The organism is Litoreibacter albidus (genome assembly GCF_900107015.1).
Classification (GTDB): domain Bacteria; phylum Pseudomonadota; class Alphaproteobacteria; order Rhodobacterales; family Rhodobacteraceae; genus Litoreibacter; species Litoreibacter albidus.
In genome coordinates, this window is sequence record NZ_FNOI01000001.1 from 619505 (window position 1) to 636064 (window position 16560).

The following is a 16560-nucleotide window of genomic DNA, read 5'->3' on the forward strand; positions in this document are numbered from 1 at the left end:
GCAGTTTTCACGTTTTTGACGTTGTGCCTCCCTTGATGCTGCCCTAACTTGAGGCGACAGGCGCAAACGAATTGCCACGCGGCATAAGCAGCGGGCGAAAATTAAGATAGGTGGTGCAATGGCAAACAGTTCTGGTGATGGCAAAAACACCCTCTATTGCTCGTTCTGCGGCAAGTCCCAACATGAAGTCCGCAAGCTGATTGCAGGCCCGACAGTGTTCATCTGCGATGAATGCGTTGAGTTGTGCATGGACATCATTCGCGAGGAAACCAAAACTGCCGGCCTCAAGGCCGCAGATGGCGTCCCAACCCCGCAAGAAATCTGCGGTGTTCTGGATGATTACGTGATCGGCCAAGCGCACGCAAAACGCGTGCTGTCCGTCGCGGTTCACAACCACTACAAACGTTTGAACCACATGGGTAAATCCGGCGATATTGAGCTGGCGAAATCCAACATCATGCTGATTGGTCCGACCGGTTGCGGTAAAACGCTGCTGGCGCAAACTCTGGCGCGCATCTTGGATGTGCCGTTCACCATGGCTGATGCGACGACCCTGACAGAAGCAGGCTACGTTGGCGAAGACGTTGAGAACATCATCCTGAAGCTGTTGCAGGCATCCGAATACAACGTGGAGCGCGCGCAGCGCGGCATCGTCTACATCGACGAAGTTGATAAAATCACCCGCAAATCCGACAATCCGTCCATCACCCGTGATGTATCCGGCGAGGGCGTGCAACAGGCCTTGCTGAAAATCATGGAAGGCACCGTGGCCTCCGTGCCGCCGCAAGGTGGCCGTAAGCATCCGCAGCAGGAATTCCTGCAGGTCGACACAACAAACATTCTGTTTGTCTGTGGCGGGGCGTTCGCGGGGCTGGACAAAATCATCGCGCAGCGCGGTAAGGGCTCTGCAATGGGCTTCGGCGCGGAAGTGCGTGAAGAAAACGACAAAGGCGTCGGGGAGCTGTTTAAAGATCTGGAGCCGGAAGACCTGTTGAAATTCGGCCTCATCCCTGAATTCGTGGGCCGTTTGCCGGTCATCGCGACTTTGGAAGATCTGGACGAAGACGCGCTGGTCACAATCCTGAGCGAGCCGAAAAATGCGCTGATCAAGCAGTACCAACGCTTGTTTGAGCTGGAAGACGCCAAGCTGACCTTCACCGAAGATGCGCTCTTGGCAATCGCCAAACGTGCCATTGAGCGTAAGACTGGCGCGCGCGGTTTGCGCTCCATCTTGGAAGACATCTTGCTCGACACGATGTTTGAGCTACCGGCGCTGGAAAACGTAGATGAAGTTGTGGTGAATGAGGATGCGGTCGGCCGCACCGCAAAGCCACTGATCATCTACGGCGAGGCGAAAGAAAAAGCCGAGGCAGAAGCCGGCTAATGTCCCTTCGCCGGATTAAGTCGGGTGGCGCGTTTGAGGCCAAGATTGGCTACTGTCGCGCAGTTGTGGCAGGCGATTGGATCCATGTCGCTGGAACCGTCGCAGCGCCGCTTCCCGACACCGCGGAGCCACCCGAAGGGGCGGCGGCGCAATGCGTCTCTGCCCTTGAGATCATTAAAGCTGCGTTAAATGAAGCAGGTGCCGAATTTTCTGACGTTGTGCGGGTTACTTACATGTTGCCAGCTGCCGCCGAGTTCGAAGCGTGCTGGCCGATATTGCGAGACACTTTCGGTGAGGCACCGCCCGCAGCGACCATGATCGAATGCGGCTTGATCGATCCAAAGTACCGCATCGAAATAGAAGTAACGGCATATAAACCACGTCCCTAGCAACGCCCTGCGCACTGGACTGTGGCGATGCGATGGTCCATATATCGCTAGATCAATCTCGGAGGCCAACATGGGCATTCTCAACACTCTTCTACGGGCCGTCACTTGGTGGAACGGGCAAACGCTGAACACGCAGTTGTTTACGTGGCGCAAGGGTGAAAAAGTTGGCGAAGACGAGGCCGGAAATACCTTTTTCCAAACAGCTGGTGGCAAACGTCGTTGGGTGATTTTCAACGGTGAGGCAGAAGCCTCCCGTGTGAGCCCCGACTGGCATGGCTGGCTGCACCATACATGGAATGAGCCGCCGACAAAGGCGCCGCTTGCCCGTAAGGCTTGGGAAAAACCGCATCACGCGAACCTGACGGGAACGGCTTTGGCCTATGCACCGAAAGGCTCTATGCGTCGGGCAGAGCCCAAAGCGCGCCAAGACTATGAGGCGTGGTCGCCCGAGTAGGGCCACAGCTTGCGGGGGCGCATATGTCTGAGAACACAACTGAAGTAATCGTCGGCACTGGGGTGCTGGCCGTCGCAATCGGCTTTCTGGTTTTCGCCACGGGGGCGACATCCTTCGCGACGGGCGGTGACGCATATCCGTTGGCGGCGAGTTTTCGCTCTGCAGAGGGCGTGAAAGTTGGCACCGATGTGCGCATGGCAGGCGTCAAAGTGGGCACGGTGACATCGCTGGACCTGAACCCGCAAACCTTCCGCGCCGACGCGACGTTTACCATGAAGCAGGGCATCGAAGTGCCCGACGACAGCGCAATTTCCATCAGCTCCGAGGGACTTTTGGGCGGTAACTTTGTGGAGGTCATCCCCGGTGGATCCCCGTTCAATTTGGAACCGGGTGGGGAAATCGAAGACACTCAAAGCTCGGTCTCGCTGATCACGTTGTTGATGAAATTCGTGGCTGGGGACGGCGACGAATGAAGCGGCTGGTCACGGTCTTTATGCTGCTGGCGCACTCCGCCAACGCACAAACGGTGATTGAGGGGGACAACACCGTTATCAGTCTGGGCAATGCGCCGACTGCGGAAAGCCGCACACGCGCCTCCGCGTCGAGTGCGGCGCAGGCCGTTATGCGTGGGCTTGATAAGCTTGCGGGTGCCAGTGAAGATATCATCTTGACGACTGGCGAAAGCACCGACTTCGGCGCGTTAACCATCACCATGAAGGATTGCCGTTACCCTAAGGGCAACCCGAGTGGCGACGCCTTCGTGAACCTTGAGATCACCGACAGCAAGACCGGAAAATCAGCGTTTGAGGGATGGATGGTTGCCTCTAGCCCCGCGCTGCACGCGATGGATCACCCGCGTTACGATGTCTGGGCGATCAGGTGCAAACTTGACGACCGGACACCGTCAGTGGTTGCCGGAGAAAGTTCGCCTCTACCGTTAATGCGTCCTGAAGGACTCGGCGGTAACTAGCACGCGGAATTTCGATCCCGCCAAGTGACGCCAGATGCGGGGTGATGAACTGCGTGTCCAAAAGCTTGAAGCCCCCTTCATTCAACCGCGACACAAGATATGCCAGTGCGATTTTGGATGCGTTCGGGCGGCGCGAAAACATGGATTCGCCAAAGAAGGCACCCATCAACGTCACACCGTAAGCGCCGCCAACAAGTTCGGAGCCATCCCAGACTTCAACCGAATGGGCGTAGCCTGCGTTGAAAAGGTCCATGTAGATGTTAAAAATCGGACCGTTGATCCATGTCTCGTCCCGATCGGCGCAGCCTGCGATGACGCCCGCAAAGTCGGTGTCGACTTTGATCTGGTACCGCTCCCGCAGGATGTCCTTGCGTAATGAGCGCGAGATGTGAAACCCGTCAAGCGGGATAACGCCACGCATCTCAGGGTCCAGCCAGAACAACCCGTCATCATCCCGACTTTCCGCCATCGGAAAAATCCCTTGCGCATATGCGCTAAGGATCAATTCCGGCGTTAACTCTAGTGTGGGTTCATCTTTGGCCATGGCGGCAGGAAAGCAGGGCTGCGCTATGCGCGCAACCTTAGGTGTTTTCCTCGAGCCAATGCTCCAGCCAGTGAATGTTGTAGTCGCCGGTTTGCACGGCTTCTTCGGCCAACAATGCGTGGAACAATGGGGTCGTGGTGTCGATGCCATCCACGATCAATTCGCCCAAAGCGCGGTGCAATCGCGCCAAGGCCGCAGGACGATCTGGCGCGTGAACGATGAGTTTCCCGATCAAGCTGTCATAGTACGGTGGGATTGAGTAGCCGTCATACAGCGCCGAATCCATCCGCACACCAAGGCCGCCAGGGGCATGATATTGCGTGATTTTTCCGGGGCAGGGGCTGAAGTTTGGCAGCTTCTCTGCGTTGATGCGCACCTCGATCGCGTGGCCGTTGACCACAAGGTCTTCCTGCTGGAAGGACATCGGTAGACCGGCCGCGACATTGATCTGTTCGCGCACCAGGTCGACGCCGAAGACGGCTTCCGTGACCGGATGCTCCACTTGCAGGCGGGTGTTCATCTCAATGAAATAGAACTCGCCGTTTTCATACAGAAACTCAATGGTGCCTGCGCCCGCGTAGTCGATGTCGGCGACTGCGTCGGCACAAATTTTACCGATCCGCGCACGGGTTTCCGCGTCGATTGCGGGGCCGGGGGCTTCTTCGAACACCTTTTGGTGGCGGCGCTGCAAGGAGCAGTCGCGCTCCCCCAAGTGGACGGCGCGACCTTTACCGTCACCGAACACCTGAATCTCGATGTGGCGCGGGGTCGTCAGATATTTCTCGATGTAGACTTCGTCATTGCCAAAGTTGGCTTTGCCCTCGGAGCGCGCAGTTTGGAAGGCGCTTTTCATCTCGTCGCGCGATTGCGCAACTTTCATGCCTTTGCCGCCGCCGCCAGCCGTCGCCTTGATGATGACAGGATAGCCGATTTCATCGCCAATGCGGTAGGCGTCTTCGAGGGAGTGAACGCCGCCGCCGGAGCCAGGAACGCAGGGCACGCCCAGCTTCTTCATGGTCTCGATGGCGGTGATTTTGTCGCCCATAACGCGGATGTGGTCTGCGGTCGGGCCGATGAATTTCAAGCCATGGTCTTCGATGATTTGCACGAAGCCCGCGTTTTCCGACAGGAAGCCGTAGCCCGGGTGGATCGCTTCCGCACCGGTGATTTCACAGGCGGAAATGATCGCAGGGATCGACAGGTAGCTTTCCGTGCTGGACGGTGGCCCGATGCAGATGGCTTCGTCGGCCATACGCACATGCATGGCGTCGCTGTCTGCTGTGGAGTGCACAGCAACCGACTGGATGCCCATTTCGCGCGCGGCGCGGATGACGCGCAGGGCGATTTCGCCGCGGTTGGCGATGAGGATTTTCTTAAACATGGAGCGTTACTCCACGATCATCAGCGGCGCGCCGAATTCCACAGGCGTGCCGTCCTCGACCAACACGCGCTTGACGGTGCCGGATTTGGGGGCAGGGATGTGGTTCATGGTTTTCATCGCTTCGATGATCAAAAGCGTTTGGCCTTCTGTGACCTTGTCGCCGACTGCGGCGAAGGGCGGGGTGCCCGGTTCGGCCTGCAGATAGCAGGTGCCAACCATCGGGGAGGTCACCGCGCCGGGATGTTGTGACGGGTCATCGTTGCCTGCGGCTGCGGCGGGCGCTGCTGCCGAAGGTGCCGCCGCTGCCGGAGCCGCTGCGGCGACCGGCGCTGCAACTGCTTGCTGTACAACGTTAACTTGCTTGCTGACGCGCACATTCAGGCTGTCGTCCTGTCCGTATTCGCGCATAACCTCAAGCTCTGTGAGGTCGTTGCTTTTCAAAACTTCCGCCAGCGCCTTTACAAACGCGACGTCGCCGTCATGGGAATTCTTTGCCATTTGTCTAGTCCTCGACCCGTGTGCCGTTCTTACTTGCCAGGTGCAGTCTGGTAATGCGGCTTTGCTATATTTGCAACGCTTATAGGCCAAGGCTGATTTGGTGAAAAGCCGTGAATTATGGCGGCCGAATTTACGGCGGTGGAAGGTCGGTCGGGCGCGGCACCAGAAGATCGACGCGCTCCCCCTTCGGGGTGGGGTGGTCGATGCCCTGCATGTTGCGCAACAGGGCCTGTAATTCATGCTGCCCACGGTCGCGCAACGCGGAGTGCTGAGGCTGATCTGCCGCGAAGGCGGCTACCGTTGATGCGGCAACGGGCGCCACTGGCTTGATCTGGGATTGGCGCGCTTGCGCACTCAGAAGCGGGCTGATCGCTGTACCGGTTTTGATCGCCGCGAGCGGCGAAATTGGCCGCGCCGGAATTGGCGACAGGCCGGACAAATGTTGAGAAAGTAGGGACATCGCAATGCCTTCCGTCTTCGAATAGCCCACCCAATCCCGAGGATGTGCGACAACTCTGAACGGAACCTTAACGCGGCAAAGCGCAAAAGGCGCAGTTCGTGAAAACTGCGCCTTTAATTGTTGGTATTTAGACGACGTTAGATCGCCAGATATTCGGCCCGCAAAGCATCATTCTCTAGCACTTCCACCGCGGAGCCATCGAACACCACGGAGCCTGTGTCCAAGATCACCGCACGGTCGGCGAGCTTCAGCGCGGCCACGGCGTTCTGCTCCACGATGATGGTTGTGATGCCTTGGTCGCGGATAATCTGTAGCGTTTTGGCGATCTCTTGCACGATCACCGGCGCCAAACCCTCGTAAGGCTCGTCCAGTAACAGCACTTTGATGTCGCGACACAGGGCCCGTGCGATGGCGAGCATTTGCTGCTCTCCGCCAGATAGGGTCACGCCTTCTTGCTTGCGGCGCTCGCCCAAGCGGGGGAACAGTTCGTAGACACGCTCAATCGACCAGCCGATCGGCGGCGCTATTTGGGCCAGTTGCAGGTTCTCCTCGACCGTCAGGCCGGGAATGATGCAGCGGTCTTCCGGCACCAGCGCGATACCAGCGGCGGAGGCTTGATAGGCGGCCATGTTGTGCAACGGCTGGTGGTCGAGCCAAATCTCGCCGTGCTTGAGCTGCGGATCGCCCATGCGGGCAATCGTGCGCAGTGTAGAAGTTTTGCCCGCGCCGTTGCGGCCAAGCAGGGCCAGAATTTCGCCCTCATGCACGTTAAAGCTGACGCCTTGAACGATGTAGCTTTCGCCGTAGTACGCCTCAATGTCCCAGACGGACAGGAAGGCGGGGGCGGTCGCCGCGTTGTTGGCGTTCTTGTTGAAGTCGGGTTTCACATTCATTTTTCCGGCTCCTAAACCTGTGCCTCACCCAGATACGCTTCGCGCACCTTGGGATGGCCTTTGATGTTTTCGGGGGTGTCTTCGACCAGCGGGGTGCCTTGCGCCAGAACGGTGATCCGCTCCGCCATGGAAAACACAACGTGCATGTCGTGCTCGATAATCGCCATGGTGATGTCGCGCTTTTCCTTGATCTCTTTCAGCAGGTCGATGGTGTTGTTGGTGTCCGCGCGCGCCATGCCAGCGGTCGGCTCATCCAGCAGCAGAAGCTTTGGTTCCTGGACCAGACACATCGCCATTTCCAAACGCCGCTTATCCCCGCGCGACATGCTTGACGCGGTCATGTCGCGTTTGTCGATCATGTTGACGTCCATCAAAATGGCTTCCGCCATCTCTTTGATATCGTTTTGCCCGCGAATGGCCGAGATGCCGTTCAGCTTAAACGAGCCGTCGCGGTGCGCGAAGCAGGGGATCATCACGTTCTCGAACACGGTCAGATCAGCGAAGATCTCCGGCGTCTGGAACACCCTTGAAACCCCCATCTGGTTGATTTCATGCGGGGAGCGCCCCAGCAAGGATTGGCCTTGGAACGTGACCGAGCCCGTGTCGGGGATCAGCTTGCCCACGAGGCAGTTCAGCAGGGTGGACTTACCAGCCCCGTTGGGGCCGATAATCGCGTGAACGGTGTTTTCTGCGACGCTTAGGTTTACGTCGCCCAGTGCCTGCAACCCGCCGAAGCGTTTGCCGACATTTTTGATCTCTAGGATGCCCATGTCATTTGCTCCTTATTCAGCAGGGGTTGAGTCGGTTGCAGTGGTGTCGTCCTTGGCCTTCGAGCCACGGAACTTCTGCGCGATCTTCTGCCCACCTTCGACAAGCCCACCGGGCAGGAAGATAACGATGGCCATGAACAGCAGACCCAGTGTCAGGTGCCAGCCCTTGCCCACGAAGGGGTGGATTATCACGATCAGGAAATCCTCCATCCCGTCAGGCAGGAAGGCGAACCACTGGTGCAGCACGGTGTCGTTGATCTTGGAGAAGATATTCTCGAAGTACTTGATGAAGCCCGCGCCCAAGACGGGGCCGATGAGCGTGCCTGCACCACCAAGGATGGTCATCAAAACAACCTCACCGGAGGCCGTCCACTGCATGCGCTCCGCGCCAGCCAGCGGGTCCATAGACGCCATGAGGCCGCCCGCCAGACCAGCATACATGCCGGAGATGACGAACGCCGCCAGCGTGTAGGGGCGTGGGTTCAAGCCGGTGTAGTTCAAGCGCGTCTGGTTGGTTTTGATCGCCTTCAGCATCAGCCCGAACGGGGAGCGGAAGATGCGGATGGCAAGGTAAAACATCACCAGCATGATCAACGCGCAAATGTAGTAGCCGGTGTTGAAGTCAAAGCTCCACGCGCCCAACTCCAGCTTGAAGGTGGACTGCATTTCCTGCCCGAACAGATGCGGGATGTTTGGCAACGCGTCGGAGTGGAAATACTGCGGGTCGGAGTTATAGACCTGCAAGCCGGTTTCACCATTGGTCAGCGGCGTTAGCACCGAATAGGCTAGCGCAAAGGACATCTGGGCGAAGGCCAGCGTCAGGATGGAGAAGTAGATGCCGGAGCGGCGCAACGAGATGTAGCCGATAAGCAGCGCGAAGACGCCCGAGGTGATCACCGACAGCACGATGCCTGGCAGAATGTTGTAGCCCAAGAGCTTAAACATCCAGACGGCGGAGTATGATCCTACTCCGAGGAAGGCCGCGTGGCCAAAGCTGAGGTAGCCGGTGAGGCCGAACAGAATGTTGAACCCGATGGCAAAGATGCCGAAGATCACGAAGCGTTGCATCAAGTCGGGATAGCCCGCGTTGAACTGCGCCATGGCCGAGCCCGTGGGGAAGGGGTTCAGGATGAAGGGAGCGCACATCGTCAAGATCGCAACGATGATGAGCAGGGAGGTGTCTTTCTTTTCGAGACCTAGCATTTTCTTAGTCCTCCATCACACCCTTGCGACCCATAAGGCCGCGCGGACGCACGAGTAGAATGATGATTGCAACAAGATAGATGATAATTTGGTCGATGCCCGGCAGGATTTGCTTGATCTGGTTCATCGAGGAGAAGCTCTCGAGGATGCCCAGCAAGAAGCCCGCAAGCACCGCACCGGGCAGGGAGCCCATGCCGCCGACAACCACCACAACAAAGCTAAGGACAAGGAAGTCCATCCCCATGTGGTAATTGGGCGAGTTGATTGGCGCGTACATGACCCCCGCAATACCGGCCACGGCGGCGGCGATGCCGAACATGATAGTAAAGCGCTTGTCGATGTTGATGCCCAGCAGCCCCACCGTTTCGCGGTCCGCCATGCCGGCGCGCACGACCATCCCGAAGGTGGTGAACTGCAAGAAGGCGAAGACGGCAGCGATAATGACGGCGGCGAAAGAGAAGTATACAAGGCGCCAGTACGGGTAGATCACCGCGTTCGGGTCAAAGCCCAGAAGTACACCGAAGTCGAAGGAGCCTTTGAACATGTCAGGGGCCGGTGTCGGGATCGGGTTCGCGCCGTAGAATTGCTTGATGACCTCTTGGATCACGATGGCAAGGCCAAAGGTGACAAGGATCTGGTCCGCGTGGGGACGCTTGTAGAAGTGTTTGATCAACCCGCGCTCCATGATGTAGCCGACGCCGATCATGATCGGGATGGCAAACAGGATGGCCAACGGCACGGACCAGTCGATGATGGAGCTGCCCATCTCAGGGCCGAACCAGCTTTCGAGGTAGGGCGTCTTGACCTTGGCGGGGTTGCCAAGGAAGTCCGTCTTGGTTGGGTCAATCGTCTCGAAGGACAACGACAAGATGCGCTGTAGTGTGACCGCGCAAAAGGCGCCCAGCATGAACAAGGCCCCGTGGGCAAAGTTCACCACGCCGAGCGTGCCGAAAATCAAGGTCAGACCCAAGGCAATCAACGCATACGCGGAGCCTTTGTCCAAACCGTTCAGTAGTTGCAGAATGATTACGTCCATCGTTCCCGTCTCGCCTGTTGGGGTGATCTTACCGAAACCTGTGCCGCGTATGCGGCAAAGGGGGCAGTGGGTGCCGGGGCCCGCTTCCTTTGGGAAAAGCAGGCCCCGGCGTGTTACATGTTAGCTTCGGCTTAGGCGCCCGGGTTACATTTACCCAGCTCGCCGCCCGCAAACATTGCGTGGTCGACCGCGTATTCAACCTGCGCACGTGGGGTGATTTCCACGATTTCCAGAAGGTCGAACTCGGATGTCGGGTTGTCTTTACCCTTCACAACCAGCACGTCTTTGAAGCACTGGTGATCTTCCGCACGGTACTCTGTCTCGCCGTTGCCCAGACCATCGAACTTGAAGCCTTCGAGCGCTTCGACGATGCCGCATGGGTTGAACGTGCCAGCGCGTTCCGCCGCATCCGCGTACAGCATGGTTTGCACGTAGCAGGTGTGCGCAGCCTGGCTTGGTGGGAAGCCGTACTTTTCACCGAAGGATTTAACGAATGCTTTGGAGCCTTCGTCGGTCAGCGACCAGTGCCAGTTCGTGGAGCCAAAGATGCCCTTCACGTTTTCGCCCGCACCCTTCGCCATCAGACGGGAGTAGAGTGGCACGACGATCTCGAAGTCTTTGCCGTTCACTTGCTTTTCACGCAGGCCGAACTGAACCGCCGAAGTCAGCGAGTTCACCATGTTGCCGCCGTAGTGGTTCAGAACCAAAACGTCAGCGCCGGAGTTCAGAACCGGAGCCACATAGGACGAGAAGTCGGTCGTCGCCAGCGGTGTCAGTACGTTGTTCGCGGTCTTCCAACCCATAGCTTCAGTCGCAGCTTGGATGGATTCCTGCTGCGTCCAGCCCCATGTGTAGTCAGCTGTCAGGTGATACGCGGTCCGGTCGGAGCCGTAGCGTGCCTCCAGAACAGGTGCCAGCGCAGCCGCAGACATATAACCGTTGAAGAAGTGGCGGAAGCCGTTGGCCTTCTTGTCTTTACCGGTTGTGTCGTTGGAGTGGGTCAGACCCGCCATGAAGATCACGCCAGCTTCTTGGCACAGACCTTGCACAGCAACAGCCACACCAGAGGACGAGCCGCCGGTGATCATGATTGCGCCGTCTTTTTCGATCATCGACTTCGCCGATGCGCGCGCCGCGTCAGATTTAGTTTGCGTGTCGCCTGTAACGAACTCGACCTTTTTGCCCAAGATGCCGTTGCCTTGTAGGGCTTTGGACGAGAATGTGTTCATCATGCCACCGTCGCCGCCACCGTTCAGGTGCTCGACCGCTAGCTCATAGGCGCGCAGCTCGTCCGCGCCTTCGTCAGCGTATGGGCCGGACTGTGGAACGTTGAAGCCCAGCGTGACCGTGGAGCCGGTTGGCGCGTTCAGGTAGCCGGAGTGGCCGTCGGCCCAGACAGAGCCATCAAAAAGTGTAGGCGCCGCCAGTGCGCCGCCCGCCATTGCAGACGTCTTGAGCAAGCCGCGACGTGTGAAGTTTGAATTGGACATTAAAATCCTCCCTAGTTGATTTTGGCCCCTCCTCCTCAGGGGAAGCCGCGGTCTGAATGGTTCTCAGGCCATCTTTAGTATCAGGGCGAGGGGGTAAATCGCGCAACAAGCCATTGGGTTTGCTTTGAAAATTTGTAAACAAATGGACATTGCTTACGCAGAAATTGTAAACTATTTTTCACCGCACTGCGGAAAGCCGCTGGATTCGTTTGCGAAAACAGATGCATCACAGGCGCAGCGCAAAGGATAGCATATGCCAAAATCTGCCCTGACAGGCTCTCGGATACGCGAACACCGCTTGATGCGGGGGCTTAAGCAGGCCGATTTGGCTCGCGAGATCGGCATATCTGCCAGCTACTTGAATTTGATCGAACACAATCGCCGCAGAATCGGCGGCAAAACCCTGTTGGCCCTCTCGGAAGTGCTGGGCATCGACCCTTCCACCCTAAGCCAGGGGGCGGAACGTGCCGTCGTGACGGAACTGCAAGACGCCGCCGCATCTGACAGCGATACGCAGGTCGAGTTGGATCAGATCGACGATCTGGTGGCGCGGTTTCCGGGGTGGGCGGCCAAGATCACGGCCCAGCATCGCCGCCTGCGCGCACTGGAACGCACGGTGGGCGGCCTGAACGACCGTTTGACCCATGACCCTGTGCTGTCCGAGAAAATGCACGAAGTGCTATCGACTGTGTCCGCGATCCGCTCCACCGCGTCGATCTTGGTCGCAACGCCGGATCTGGGGGCAGAATGGCAGGCACGGTTCTATTCCAACATCGACACCGAAAGCCGAAGGCTCGCCGACAGCTCCGCGTCGATGGCGGCGCATCTGGATCATCTGTCGCGCAACCACACCAGCCGCGCCACGCCGCTAGAGGCAATGTTCGCGGCCCTTGATACACGCGCCTATCATTTGGCGGAGTTGGAGGAGGGCGGTGACCCGCAAGTCCTTCTGGACACGTTCCCAGAGCTGGACAGCGCAGAGGCCCGTGCGCTCGCCCTGCAGCACTTCGCCACCTATAGCGCAGACGCTGCGGCGATGCCGCTAGAGGCGTTTCGCGAGGCTGCGCATAGCGCGCAGTTTGATCCCTCGGCCTTGGCCGTCACGTTCAACGTGCCCCTTGATGCGGCGTTCCGGCGGCTTGCGAGCCTGCCGCGCAGCGCCACGGTGCCCGATATCGGATTGGTCTGTTGTGATGCGGCGGGCGCGCTTTTGCTGCGCAAGTCACCCTCCGGTCTTGCGCTGCCGTGGTTTGGCGCAGGGTGCCCGCTTTGGCCGCTCTACACCGCGCTCGGCACGCCGGGCTTTCCCGTCCGGCAGGTGATCGAGAGCGAGGACCGCGCACAGTTCACGGCGATGGCGGTGGCGTATCCGACGGGGCCGCTCAGCTTTGAGCGCCCGCCGATGTACCACGCGGCCATGCTGTTGGTGGCGCGCGATGATCAGACCGCGACAGACGCCTCATTGGTCGGCACCTCGTGCCGCGTTTGCGCCCGTAGCGACTGCCCCGCGCGGCGCGAGCCCACGGTTTTAACCCAAGGCTAGCCCATCGTCGTTTTGACAACGGGCGAAAATCGGTCCTAATGGGGACTATGGCCAAACTCGGGGAGGTGTGAGGCGCATGTCAAAATCGGTTTTGCTCGTGGAGGACGAGCCGAACATCATTGAGGCGATCAGCTTTCTGTTGGAGCGCGACGGCTGGACCGTGCGCATTCACGCAGAAGGAGCCGACGCCGTTGAGGCTGTCGCGCGGGTGTCGCCGGATGTGGTAATCCTAGACGTCATGTTGCCGGGGCGCAGCGGCTTTGACATCCTGCGCGACCTGCGCAACCAGTCCGGCACCCGCGATCTGCCGATCCTGATGCTCACCGCGCGAGGCCAAACGAAAGACCGCGAACTGGCGGAAAGCTACGGCGTCAGCCACTTCATGACCAAACCGTTCTCCAACGAGGAGATGCTGGGCAAGGTGCGCGAACTCTACGCGGCGTCGGCCGTGAAGTCCTAAGACGCCAAATGCCGGAGCCAGAGCAACCTAAAGGGCAGGGACGCCGCCGCATCGGTCTGATGCACACCAACCCAAACTCGCGCACCTTGTTTTTGGAGCGCCGCGTCTACCAACGTCGCCGTCTGGGGGACGCGGCTAAATTGCTGCCGATTGCGGGGCTGGTTCTATTTGTGGCACCTGCACTGGTTCTGGGCACGCCGGGGCCGGAAAACGCCTCCGGCACCACGGCGCTGCGGCTGATCTACTTCTTCTTCGTCTGGGTTTGCCTGATCGCGACCTGCGCCACCATCGCGCGGGGCTTGGCGGGGGCGGACACAGCGAGCGAGACCCAAAAGGCCCGCGATGAGGACCGTCCTTGATGGTCAGCTTTAACGTCCTCGTCACGGTCGCCATCATCTACACAATGGTACTGTTCAGCGTCGCATTTTACGCGGACCGTCGGGCGATGCGCGGCCCGTCGCGCTTCCTGCGCTCCCCTTGGACCTACACGCTGTCGTTGAGCGTCTATTGCACCGCGTGGACGTTTTACGGTGCCGTGGGCAACGCTGCGCGGTCGGGGTTGGAGTATCTGACGATCTACCTTGGCCCAACGGTGGTGTTCCTCGCGTGGTGGTGGCTGTTGCGCAAGCTGGTGCGCATCGGCAAGGCGGAGCGCATCACCTCCATCGCCGACATGATTTCCAGCCGCTACGGTAAGTCGCCTGCGCTGGCGGTCATTGTCACGGTGTTATCCATCGCGGGCACCACGCCCTATATCGCGCTTCAGTTGCAATCCGTGACCCTATCCGTAGCCGTCTTCGCGGACTTCCCCACCGGCGTCAGTGGTGGCTCCGACCTCAACGCCACCGCGTTCTGGCTGTCCGTTGGTCTCGCGCTCTTCACCATCTTCTTTGGCACCCGCAACCTTGATGCGAACGAGCGTCACCACGGCGTGGTGACCGCCATCGCGCTAGAGGCCATCGTCAAGCTGGTGGCCTTGGTCGCGGTGGGCATCTTCGTGGTCTGGGGCGTGTCGGGCGGTGTGCTCGACACTATGCGGGTGATAGAGGCAAGCCCCGTGGCGCGTTGGCAACCCAGTCCAAGTCGTTGGACGTCAATGATATTCCTGTCCATGGCCGCCGTGATCTGCCTGCCGCGTATGTTCCAGGTTCTGGTCGTGGAGAACTCCGACGAGCGGCATTTGCGTACCGCATCTTGGGCGTTTCCGGCGTATCTGATGGCCATGAGCCTGTTCGTGCTGCCCATCGCGGTTGTTGGCTTGGCGGTCATGCCGGACGGGGCGAACCCCGATCTCTTTGTGCTGACTCTGCCGTTGGAACTGGGACAAGAGGGGCTGGCGCTCTTGGCGTTTCTGGGCGGGTTTTCCTCCGCCACATCTATGGTGATCGTCGCCTCCATCGCGTTGGCGACGATGGTGTCTAACCACATCGTGGTGCCCATCTGGCTGAACACCCGTGCGGGCGGCGCGTCCATGTCCGGCGACATGCGCCATGTCGTGCTGCTGTCGCGCCGCCTGTCGATTGTTGCAGTACTTGGCCTTGGCTACACCTACTACCGGACCACGGGCGGCACCGGGGCCCTTTCCGCCATCGGCTTGGTCAGCTTCGCGGGGGTGGCGCAGGTCGTGCCCGCGCTCTTGGGCGGGCTGTTCTGGCGGGGCGGCACGCGACGCGGCGCCATCGCGGGGCTGGTTGTGGGCTTCGGGCTGTGGATTTACACCTTGTTCATGCCTGCAATCGGCGTGTTCCCTGCCGGCATGCTGGACAGCGGCCCGCTGGGGATCGCAGCTTTGCGACCGCAGGCGTTGCTGGGCGTGCAGGGCATGGACCCCCTCGTGCATTCGATCCTGTGGTCCATATCCCTGAATACGCTGGCCTTCGTGATGGTGTCGCTGGTGTCTTTCCCGACCCCGATGGAGCGCCTGCAAGGCGCCAGTTTCGTCAATGTGTTCGAGCGCGGCGACGGCGCGGTGTCCACCGCTGGCGGGCAGGCGGAGGCGGAAGATCTGCTTGTCATGGCGCAGCGGCTCTTGGGCGCGCGCGAGGCGCAGACCCTGTTCCAGCGGGAGGCCACGCGGCAAGGCAAGGCCGGATATCTGCCCGACCCGACGCCGGATTTCATCAGCCTGCTGGAGCGTGAGTTAGCTGGCTCCGTCGGCAGTGCCACGGCCCACGCGATGATCGCCCAGATCAACGGGCAGGCGTCAATCACAGTGCGGGATTTACTGGCCGTCGCCGATGAAAGCGCGCAGATGCTGGAATACTCCAGCAAGCTGGAAACCCAGTCGCGGGAGCTGGAGCAAATCGCCCGCAAGCTGCGCGAAGCCAACGCTAAACTGACGGCGCTGTCGGTGCAGAAAGACGCTTTCCTGAGCCAAGTCAGCCATGAATTGCGCACGCCGATGACGTCGATCCGCTCCTTCTCCGAGTTCCTGAAGGAAGGCGGATTGGACGCGCAGGCCCGCAGCCGCTACGCGGGCATCATCCACGAGGAAAGCATCCGCCTGACGCGGCTTCTGGATGATTTGCTGGACCTGAGCGTGCTGGAGAACGGGCAAGTCGTCCTCAATGTCCAGACCGCCCGCATCAGCGACCTGCTGGACCGCGCGGTGGCTTCGGCGGGGTTAGCCGACGGCGGGCTAGAGGTCGTTCGCCAGTCGGAGGGGGAAGGGATTTACCTTAAAACAGACACCGACCGGCTCAGCCAAGTGTTCATCAACCTGATCTCCAACGCGCAGAAATACTGCGTGTCAGACGCGCCAAAGCTGCGGATCAACGTGTCGCAATCCAAAGGCTACGTGGATATCGACTTTGTCGACAACGGGCTTGGGATATCGCCCGACGACGCGACGGTTGTGTTTGAAAAATTCGTGCGCCTCACCGATCAGGCGTCGGCGGGCAGTGCTGGTTTGGGGCTCGCGATCAGTCGGGAGATCGTGCACCGGCTTGGCGGCTCGCTGGATTACGTACCAGGGCAGGGCGGTGCTGCGTTTCGTGTACATATTCCGTTAACCAACGTTTGAGCGCGCGTTGCGTAGAAAAATTCAGTTCAAGTTTGTCGGTTAATCAAATCGCAGCACGTTGCG

At 59.5% G+C, this 16560-nt stretch carries 18 protein-coding genes; 9 read left to right on the forward strand and 9 right to left on the reverse strand.

Features of this window, described 5'->3' with window-relative positions; genetic code table 11:
- Nucleotides 1–118 precede the first annotated feature (118 nt).
- The 5 genes from clpX to BLW66_RS03065 all read left to right on the forward strand — a co-directional run bounded on the left by clpX (nt 119) and on the right by BLW66_RS03065 (nt 3197).
- On the forward strand, nt 119–1384 hold the full coding sequence (gene clpX / locus BLW66_RS03045) for an ATP-dependent Clp protease ATP-binding subunit ClpX (protein ID WP_089944830.1): 1266 nt from the start codon (nt 119–121) through the stop codon (nt 1382–1384).
- On the forward strand, nt 1384–1773 hold the full coding sequence (locus tag BLW66_RS03050; protein ID WP_089944833.1) for a RidA family protein: 390 nt from the start codon (nt 1384–1386) through the stop codon (nt 1771–1773). Before clpX ends, BLW66_RS03050 begins: the two co-directional genes overlap by 1 nt.
- Before the next feature lie 70 nt (nt 1774–1843).
- Entirely contained in the window at nt 1844–2227 is a 384-nt protein-coding gene (locus tag BLW66_RS03055; protein WP_089944837.1) for an NADH:ubiquinone oxidoreductase subunit NDUFA12, read from the forward strand.
- Between the two features lie 23 nt (nt 2228–2250).
- On the forward strand, nt 2251–2700 hold the full coding sequence (gene mlaD, locus BLW66_RS03060) for an outer membrane lipid asymmetry maintenance protein MlaD (RefSeq protein WP_089944840.1): 450 nt from the start codon (nt 2251–2253) through the stop codon (nt 2698–2700).
- The gene (locus BLW66_RS03065; RefSeq protein ID WP_089944844.1) at nt 2697–3197 is read left to right on the forward strand and encodes a DUF2155 domain-containing protein; all 501 of its coding nucleotides are present in this window, start codon (nt 2697–2699) and stop codon (nt 3195–3197) included. Before mlaD ends, BLW66_RS03065 begins: the two co-directional genes overlap by 4 nt.
- Here the strand turns inward: BLW66_RS03065 and aat are convergent.
- The 9 genes from aat to BLW66_RS03110 form a co-directional block, all read right to left on the reverse strand.
- Nucleotides 3103–3741, reverse strand: a complete 639-nt coding sequence (gene aat / locus BLW66_RS03070; protein WP_089944847.1) for a leucyl/phenylalanyl-tRNA--protein transferase — start codon at nt 3739–3741, stop codon at nt 3103–3105. The two genes, BLW66_RS03065 and aat, sit on opposite strands and share 95 nt — an antisense overlap.
- 37 nt (nt 3742–3778) lie before the next feature.
- The gene (gene accC, locus BLW66_RS03075; protein WP_089944850.1) at nt 3779–5122 is read right to left on the reverse strand and encodes an acetyl-CoA carboxylase biotin carboxylase subunit; all 1344 of its coding nucleotides are present in this window, start codon (nt 5120–5122) and stop codon (nt 3779–3781) included.
- A gap of 6 nt (nt 5123–5128) precedes the next feature.
- Nucleotides 5129–5620 (reverse strand): acetyl-CoA carboxylase biotin carboxyl carrier protein, encoded by a 492-nt coding sequence (accB, locus tag BLW66_RS03080; protein ID WP_089944853.1) that lies wholly within the window; start codon nt 5618–5620, stop codon nt 5129–5131.
- Between the two features lie 130 nt (nt 5621–5750).
- Complete coding sequence (locus tag BLW66_RS03085; RefSeq protein ID WP_139254514.1) at nt 5751–6080, reverse strand: hypothetical protein; 330 nt, start codon at nt 6078–6080, stop codon at nt 5751–5753.
- 137 nt (nt 6081–6217) lie between these two features.
- On the reverse strand, nt 6218–6973 hold the full coding sequence (locus tag BLW66_RS03090; protein ID WP_089944859.1) for an ABC transporter ATP-binding protein: 756 nt from the start codon (nt 6971–6973) through the stop codon (nt 6218–6220).
- A gap of 11 nt (nt 6974–6984) precedes the next feature.
- The gene (locus BLW66_RS03095) at nt 6985–7743 is read right to left on the reverse strand and encodes an ABC transporter ATP-binding protein (protein WP_089944861.1); all 759 of its coding nucleotides are present in this window, start codon (nt 7741–7743) and stop codon (nt 6985–6987) included.
- Between the two features lie 12 nt (nt 7744–7755).
- A complete protein-coding gene (locus BLW66_RS03100; RefSeq protein WP_089944864.1) occupies nt 7756–8946 on the reverse strand; it encodes a branched-chain amino acid ABC transporter permease in 1191 nt (396 codons plus the stop codon).
- 4 nt (nt 8947–8950) lie between these two features.
- Complete coding sequence (locus tag BLW66_RS03105; protein WP_089944867.1) at nt 8951–9982, reverse strand: branched-chain amino acid ABC transporter permease; 1032 nt, start codon at nt 9980–9982, stop codon at nt 8951–8953.
- Nucleotides 9983–10113: 131 nt separating this feature from the next.
- Entirely contained in the window at nt 10114–11472 is a 1359-nt protein-coding gene (locus BLW66_RS03110) for a substrate-binding protein (RefSeq protein WP_089944869.1), read from the reverse strand.
- 253 nt (nt 11473–11725) lie between these two features.
- Here BLW66_RS03110 and BLW66_RS03115 point away from each other — a divergent pair, with 253 nt between their 5' ends.
- The 4 genes from BLW66_RS03115 (at nt 11726) to BLW66_RS03130 (ending at nt 16497) form a co-directional block, all read left to right on the forward strand.
- Nucleotides 11726–13015 carry a short-chain fatty acyl-CoA regulator family protein gene (locus BLW66_RS03115; RefSeq protein ID WP_089944871.1) on the forward strand — a complete coding sequence of 430 codons (1290 nt, stop codon included), beginning with the start codon at nt 11726–11728 and terminating at the stop codon, nt 13013–13015.
- Nucleotides 13016–13091: 76 nt separating this feature from the next.
- The gene (locus tag BLW66_RS03120; RefSeq protein WP_089944873.1) at nt 13092–13475 is read left to right on the forward strand and encodes a response regulator transcription factor; all 384 of its coding nucleotides are present in this window, start codon (nt 13092–13094) and stop codon (nt 13473–13475) included.
- 8 nt (nt 13476–13483) lie between these two features.
- Entirely contained in the window at nt 13484–13834 is a 351-nt protein-coding gene (locus BLW66_RS03125; protein ID WP_244508538.1) for a hypothetical protein, read from the forward strand.
- Nucleotides 13834–16497 carry an ATP-binding protein gene (locus BLW66_RS03130; RefSeq protein ID WP_089944876.1) on the forward strand — a complete coding sequence of 888 codons (2664 nt, stop codon included), beginning with the start codon at nt 13834–13836 and terminating at the stop codon, nt 16495–16497. The genes BLW66_RS03125 and BLW66_RS03130 overlap by 1 nt, the downstream gene beginning before the upstream one ends.
- Nucleotides 16498–16560 lie beyond the last annotated feature (63 nt).

What these genes read in the sequence shown, in the direction of transcription:
- clpX (WP_089944830.1), top strand. Translation starts at nt 119, where the DNA reads ATGGCAAACAGTTCTGGTGATGGCAAAAACACCCTCTATTGCTCGTTC.
- BLW66_RS03050 (WP_089944833.1), top strand. Translation starts at nt 1,384, where the DNA reads ATGTCCCTTCGCCGGATTAAGTCGGGTGGCGCGTTTGAGGCCAAGATT.
- BLW66_RS03055 (WP_089944837.1), top strand. Translation starts at nt 1,844, where the DNA reads ATGGGCATTCTCAACACTCTTCTACGGGCCGTCACTTGGTGGAACGGG.
- mlaD (WP_089944840.1), top strand. Translation starts at nt 2,251, where the DNA reads ATGTCTGAGAACACAACTGAAGTAATCGTCGGCACTGGGGTGCTGGCC.
- BLW66_RS03065 (WP_089944844.1), top strand. Translation starts at nt 2,697, where the DNA reads ATGAAGCGGCTGGTCACGGTCTTTATGCTGCTGGCGCACTCCGCCAAC.
- aat (WP_089944847.1), bottom strand. Translation starts at nt 3,741, where the DNA reads ATGGCCAAAGATGAACCCACACTAGAGTTAACGCCGGAATTGATCCTT.
- accC (WP_089944850.1), bottom strand. Translation starts at nt 5,122, where the DNA reads ATGTTTAAGAAAATCCTCATCGCCAACCGCGGCGAAATCGCCCTGCGC.
- accB (WP_089944853.1), bottom strand. Translation starts at nt 5,620, where the DNA reads ATGGCAAAGAATTCCCATGACGGCGACGTCGCGTTTGTAAAGGCGCTG.
- BLW66_RS03085 (WP_139254514.1), bottom strand. Translation starts at nt 6,080, where the DNA reads ATGTCCCTACTTTCTCAACATTTGTCCGGCCTGTCGCCAATTCCGGCG.
- BLW66_RS03090 (WP_089944859.1), bottom strand. Translation starts at nt 6,973, where the DNA reads ATGAATGTGAAACCCGACTTCAACAAGAACGCCAACAACGCGGCGACC.
- BLW66_RS03095 (WP_089944861.1), bottom strand. Translation starts at nt 7,743, where the DNA reads ATGGGCATCCTAGAGATCAAAAATGTCGGCAAACGCTTCGGCGGGTTG.
- BLW66_RS03100 (WP_089944864.1), bottom strand. Translation starts at nt 8,946, where the DNA reads ATGCTAGGTCTCGAAAAGAAAGACACCTCCCTGCTCATCATCGTTGCG.
- BLW66_RS03105 (WP_089944867.1), bottom strand. Translation starts at nt 9,982, where the DNA reads ATGGACGTAATCATTCTGCAACTACTGAACGGTTTGGACAAAGGCTCC.
- BLW66_RS03110 (WP_089944869.1), bottom strand. Translation starts at nt 11,472, where the DNA reads ATGTCCAATTCAAACTTCACACGTCGCGGCTTGCTCAAGACGTCTGCA.
- BLW66_RS03115 (WP_089944871.1), top strand. Translation starts at nt 11,726, where the DNA reads ATGCCAAAATCTGCCCTGACAGGCTCTCGGATACGCGAACACCGCTTG.
- BLW66_RS03120 (WP_089944873.1), top strand. Translation starts at nt 13,092, where the DNA reads ATGTCAAAATCGGTTTTGCTCGTGGAGGACGAGCCGAACATCATTGAG.
- BLW66_RS03125 (WP_244508538.1), top strand. Translation starts at nt 13,484, where the DNA reads ATGCCGGAGCCAGAGCAACCTAAAGGGCAGGGACGCCGCCGCATCGGT.
- BLW66_RS03130 (WP_089944876.1), top strand. Translation starts at nt 13,834, where the DNA reads ATGGTCAGCTTTAACGTCCTCGTCACGGTCGCCATCATCTACACAATG.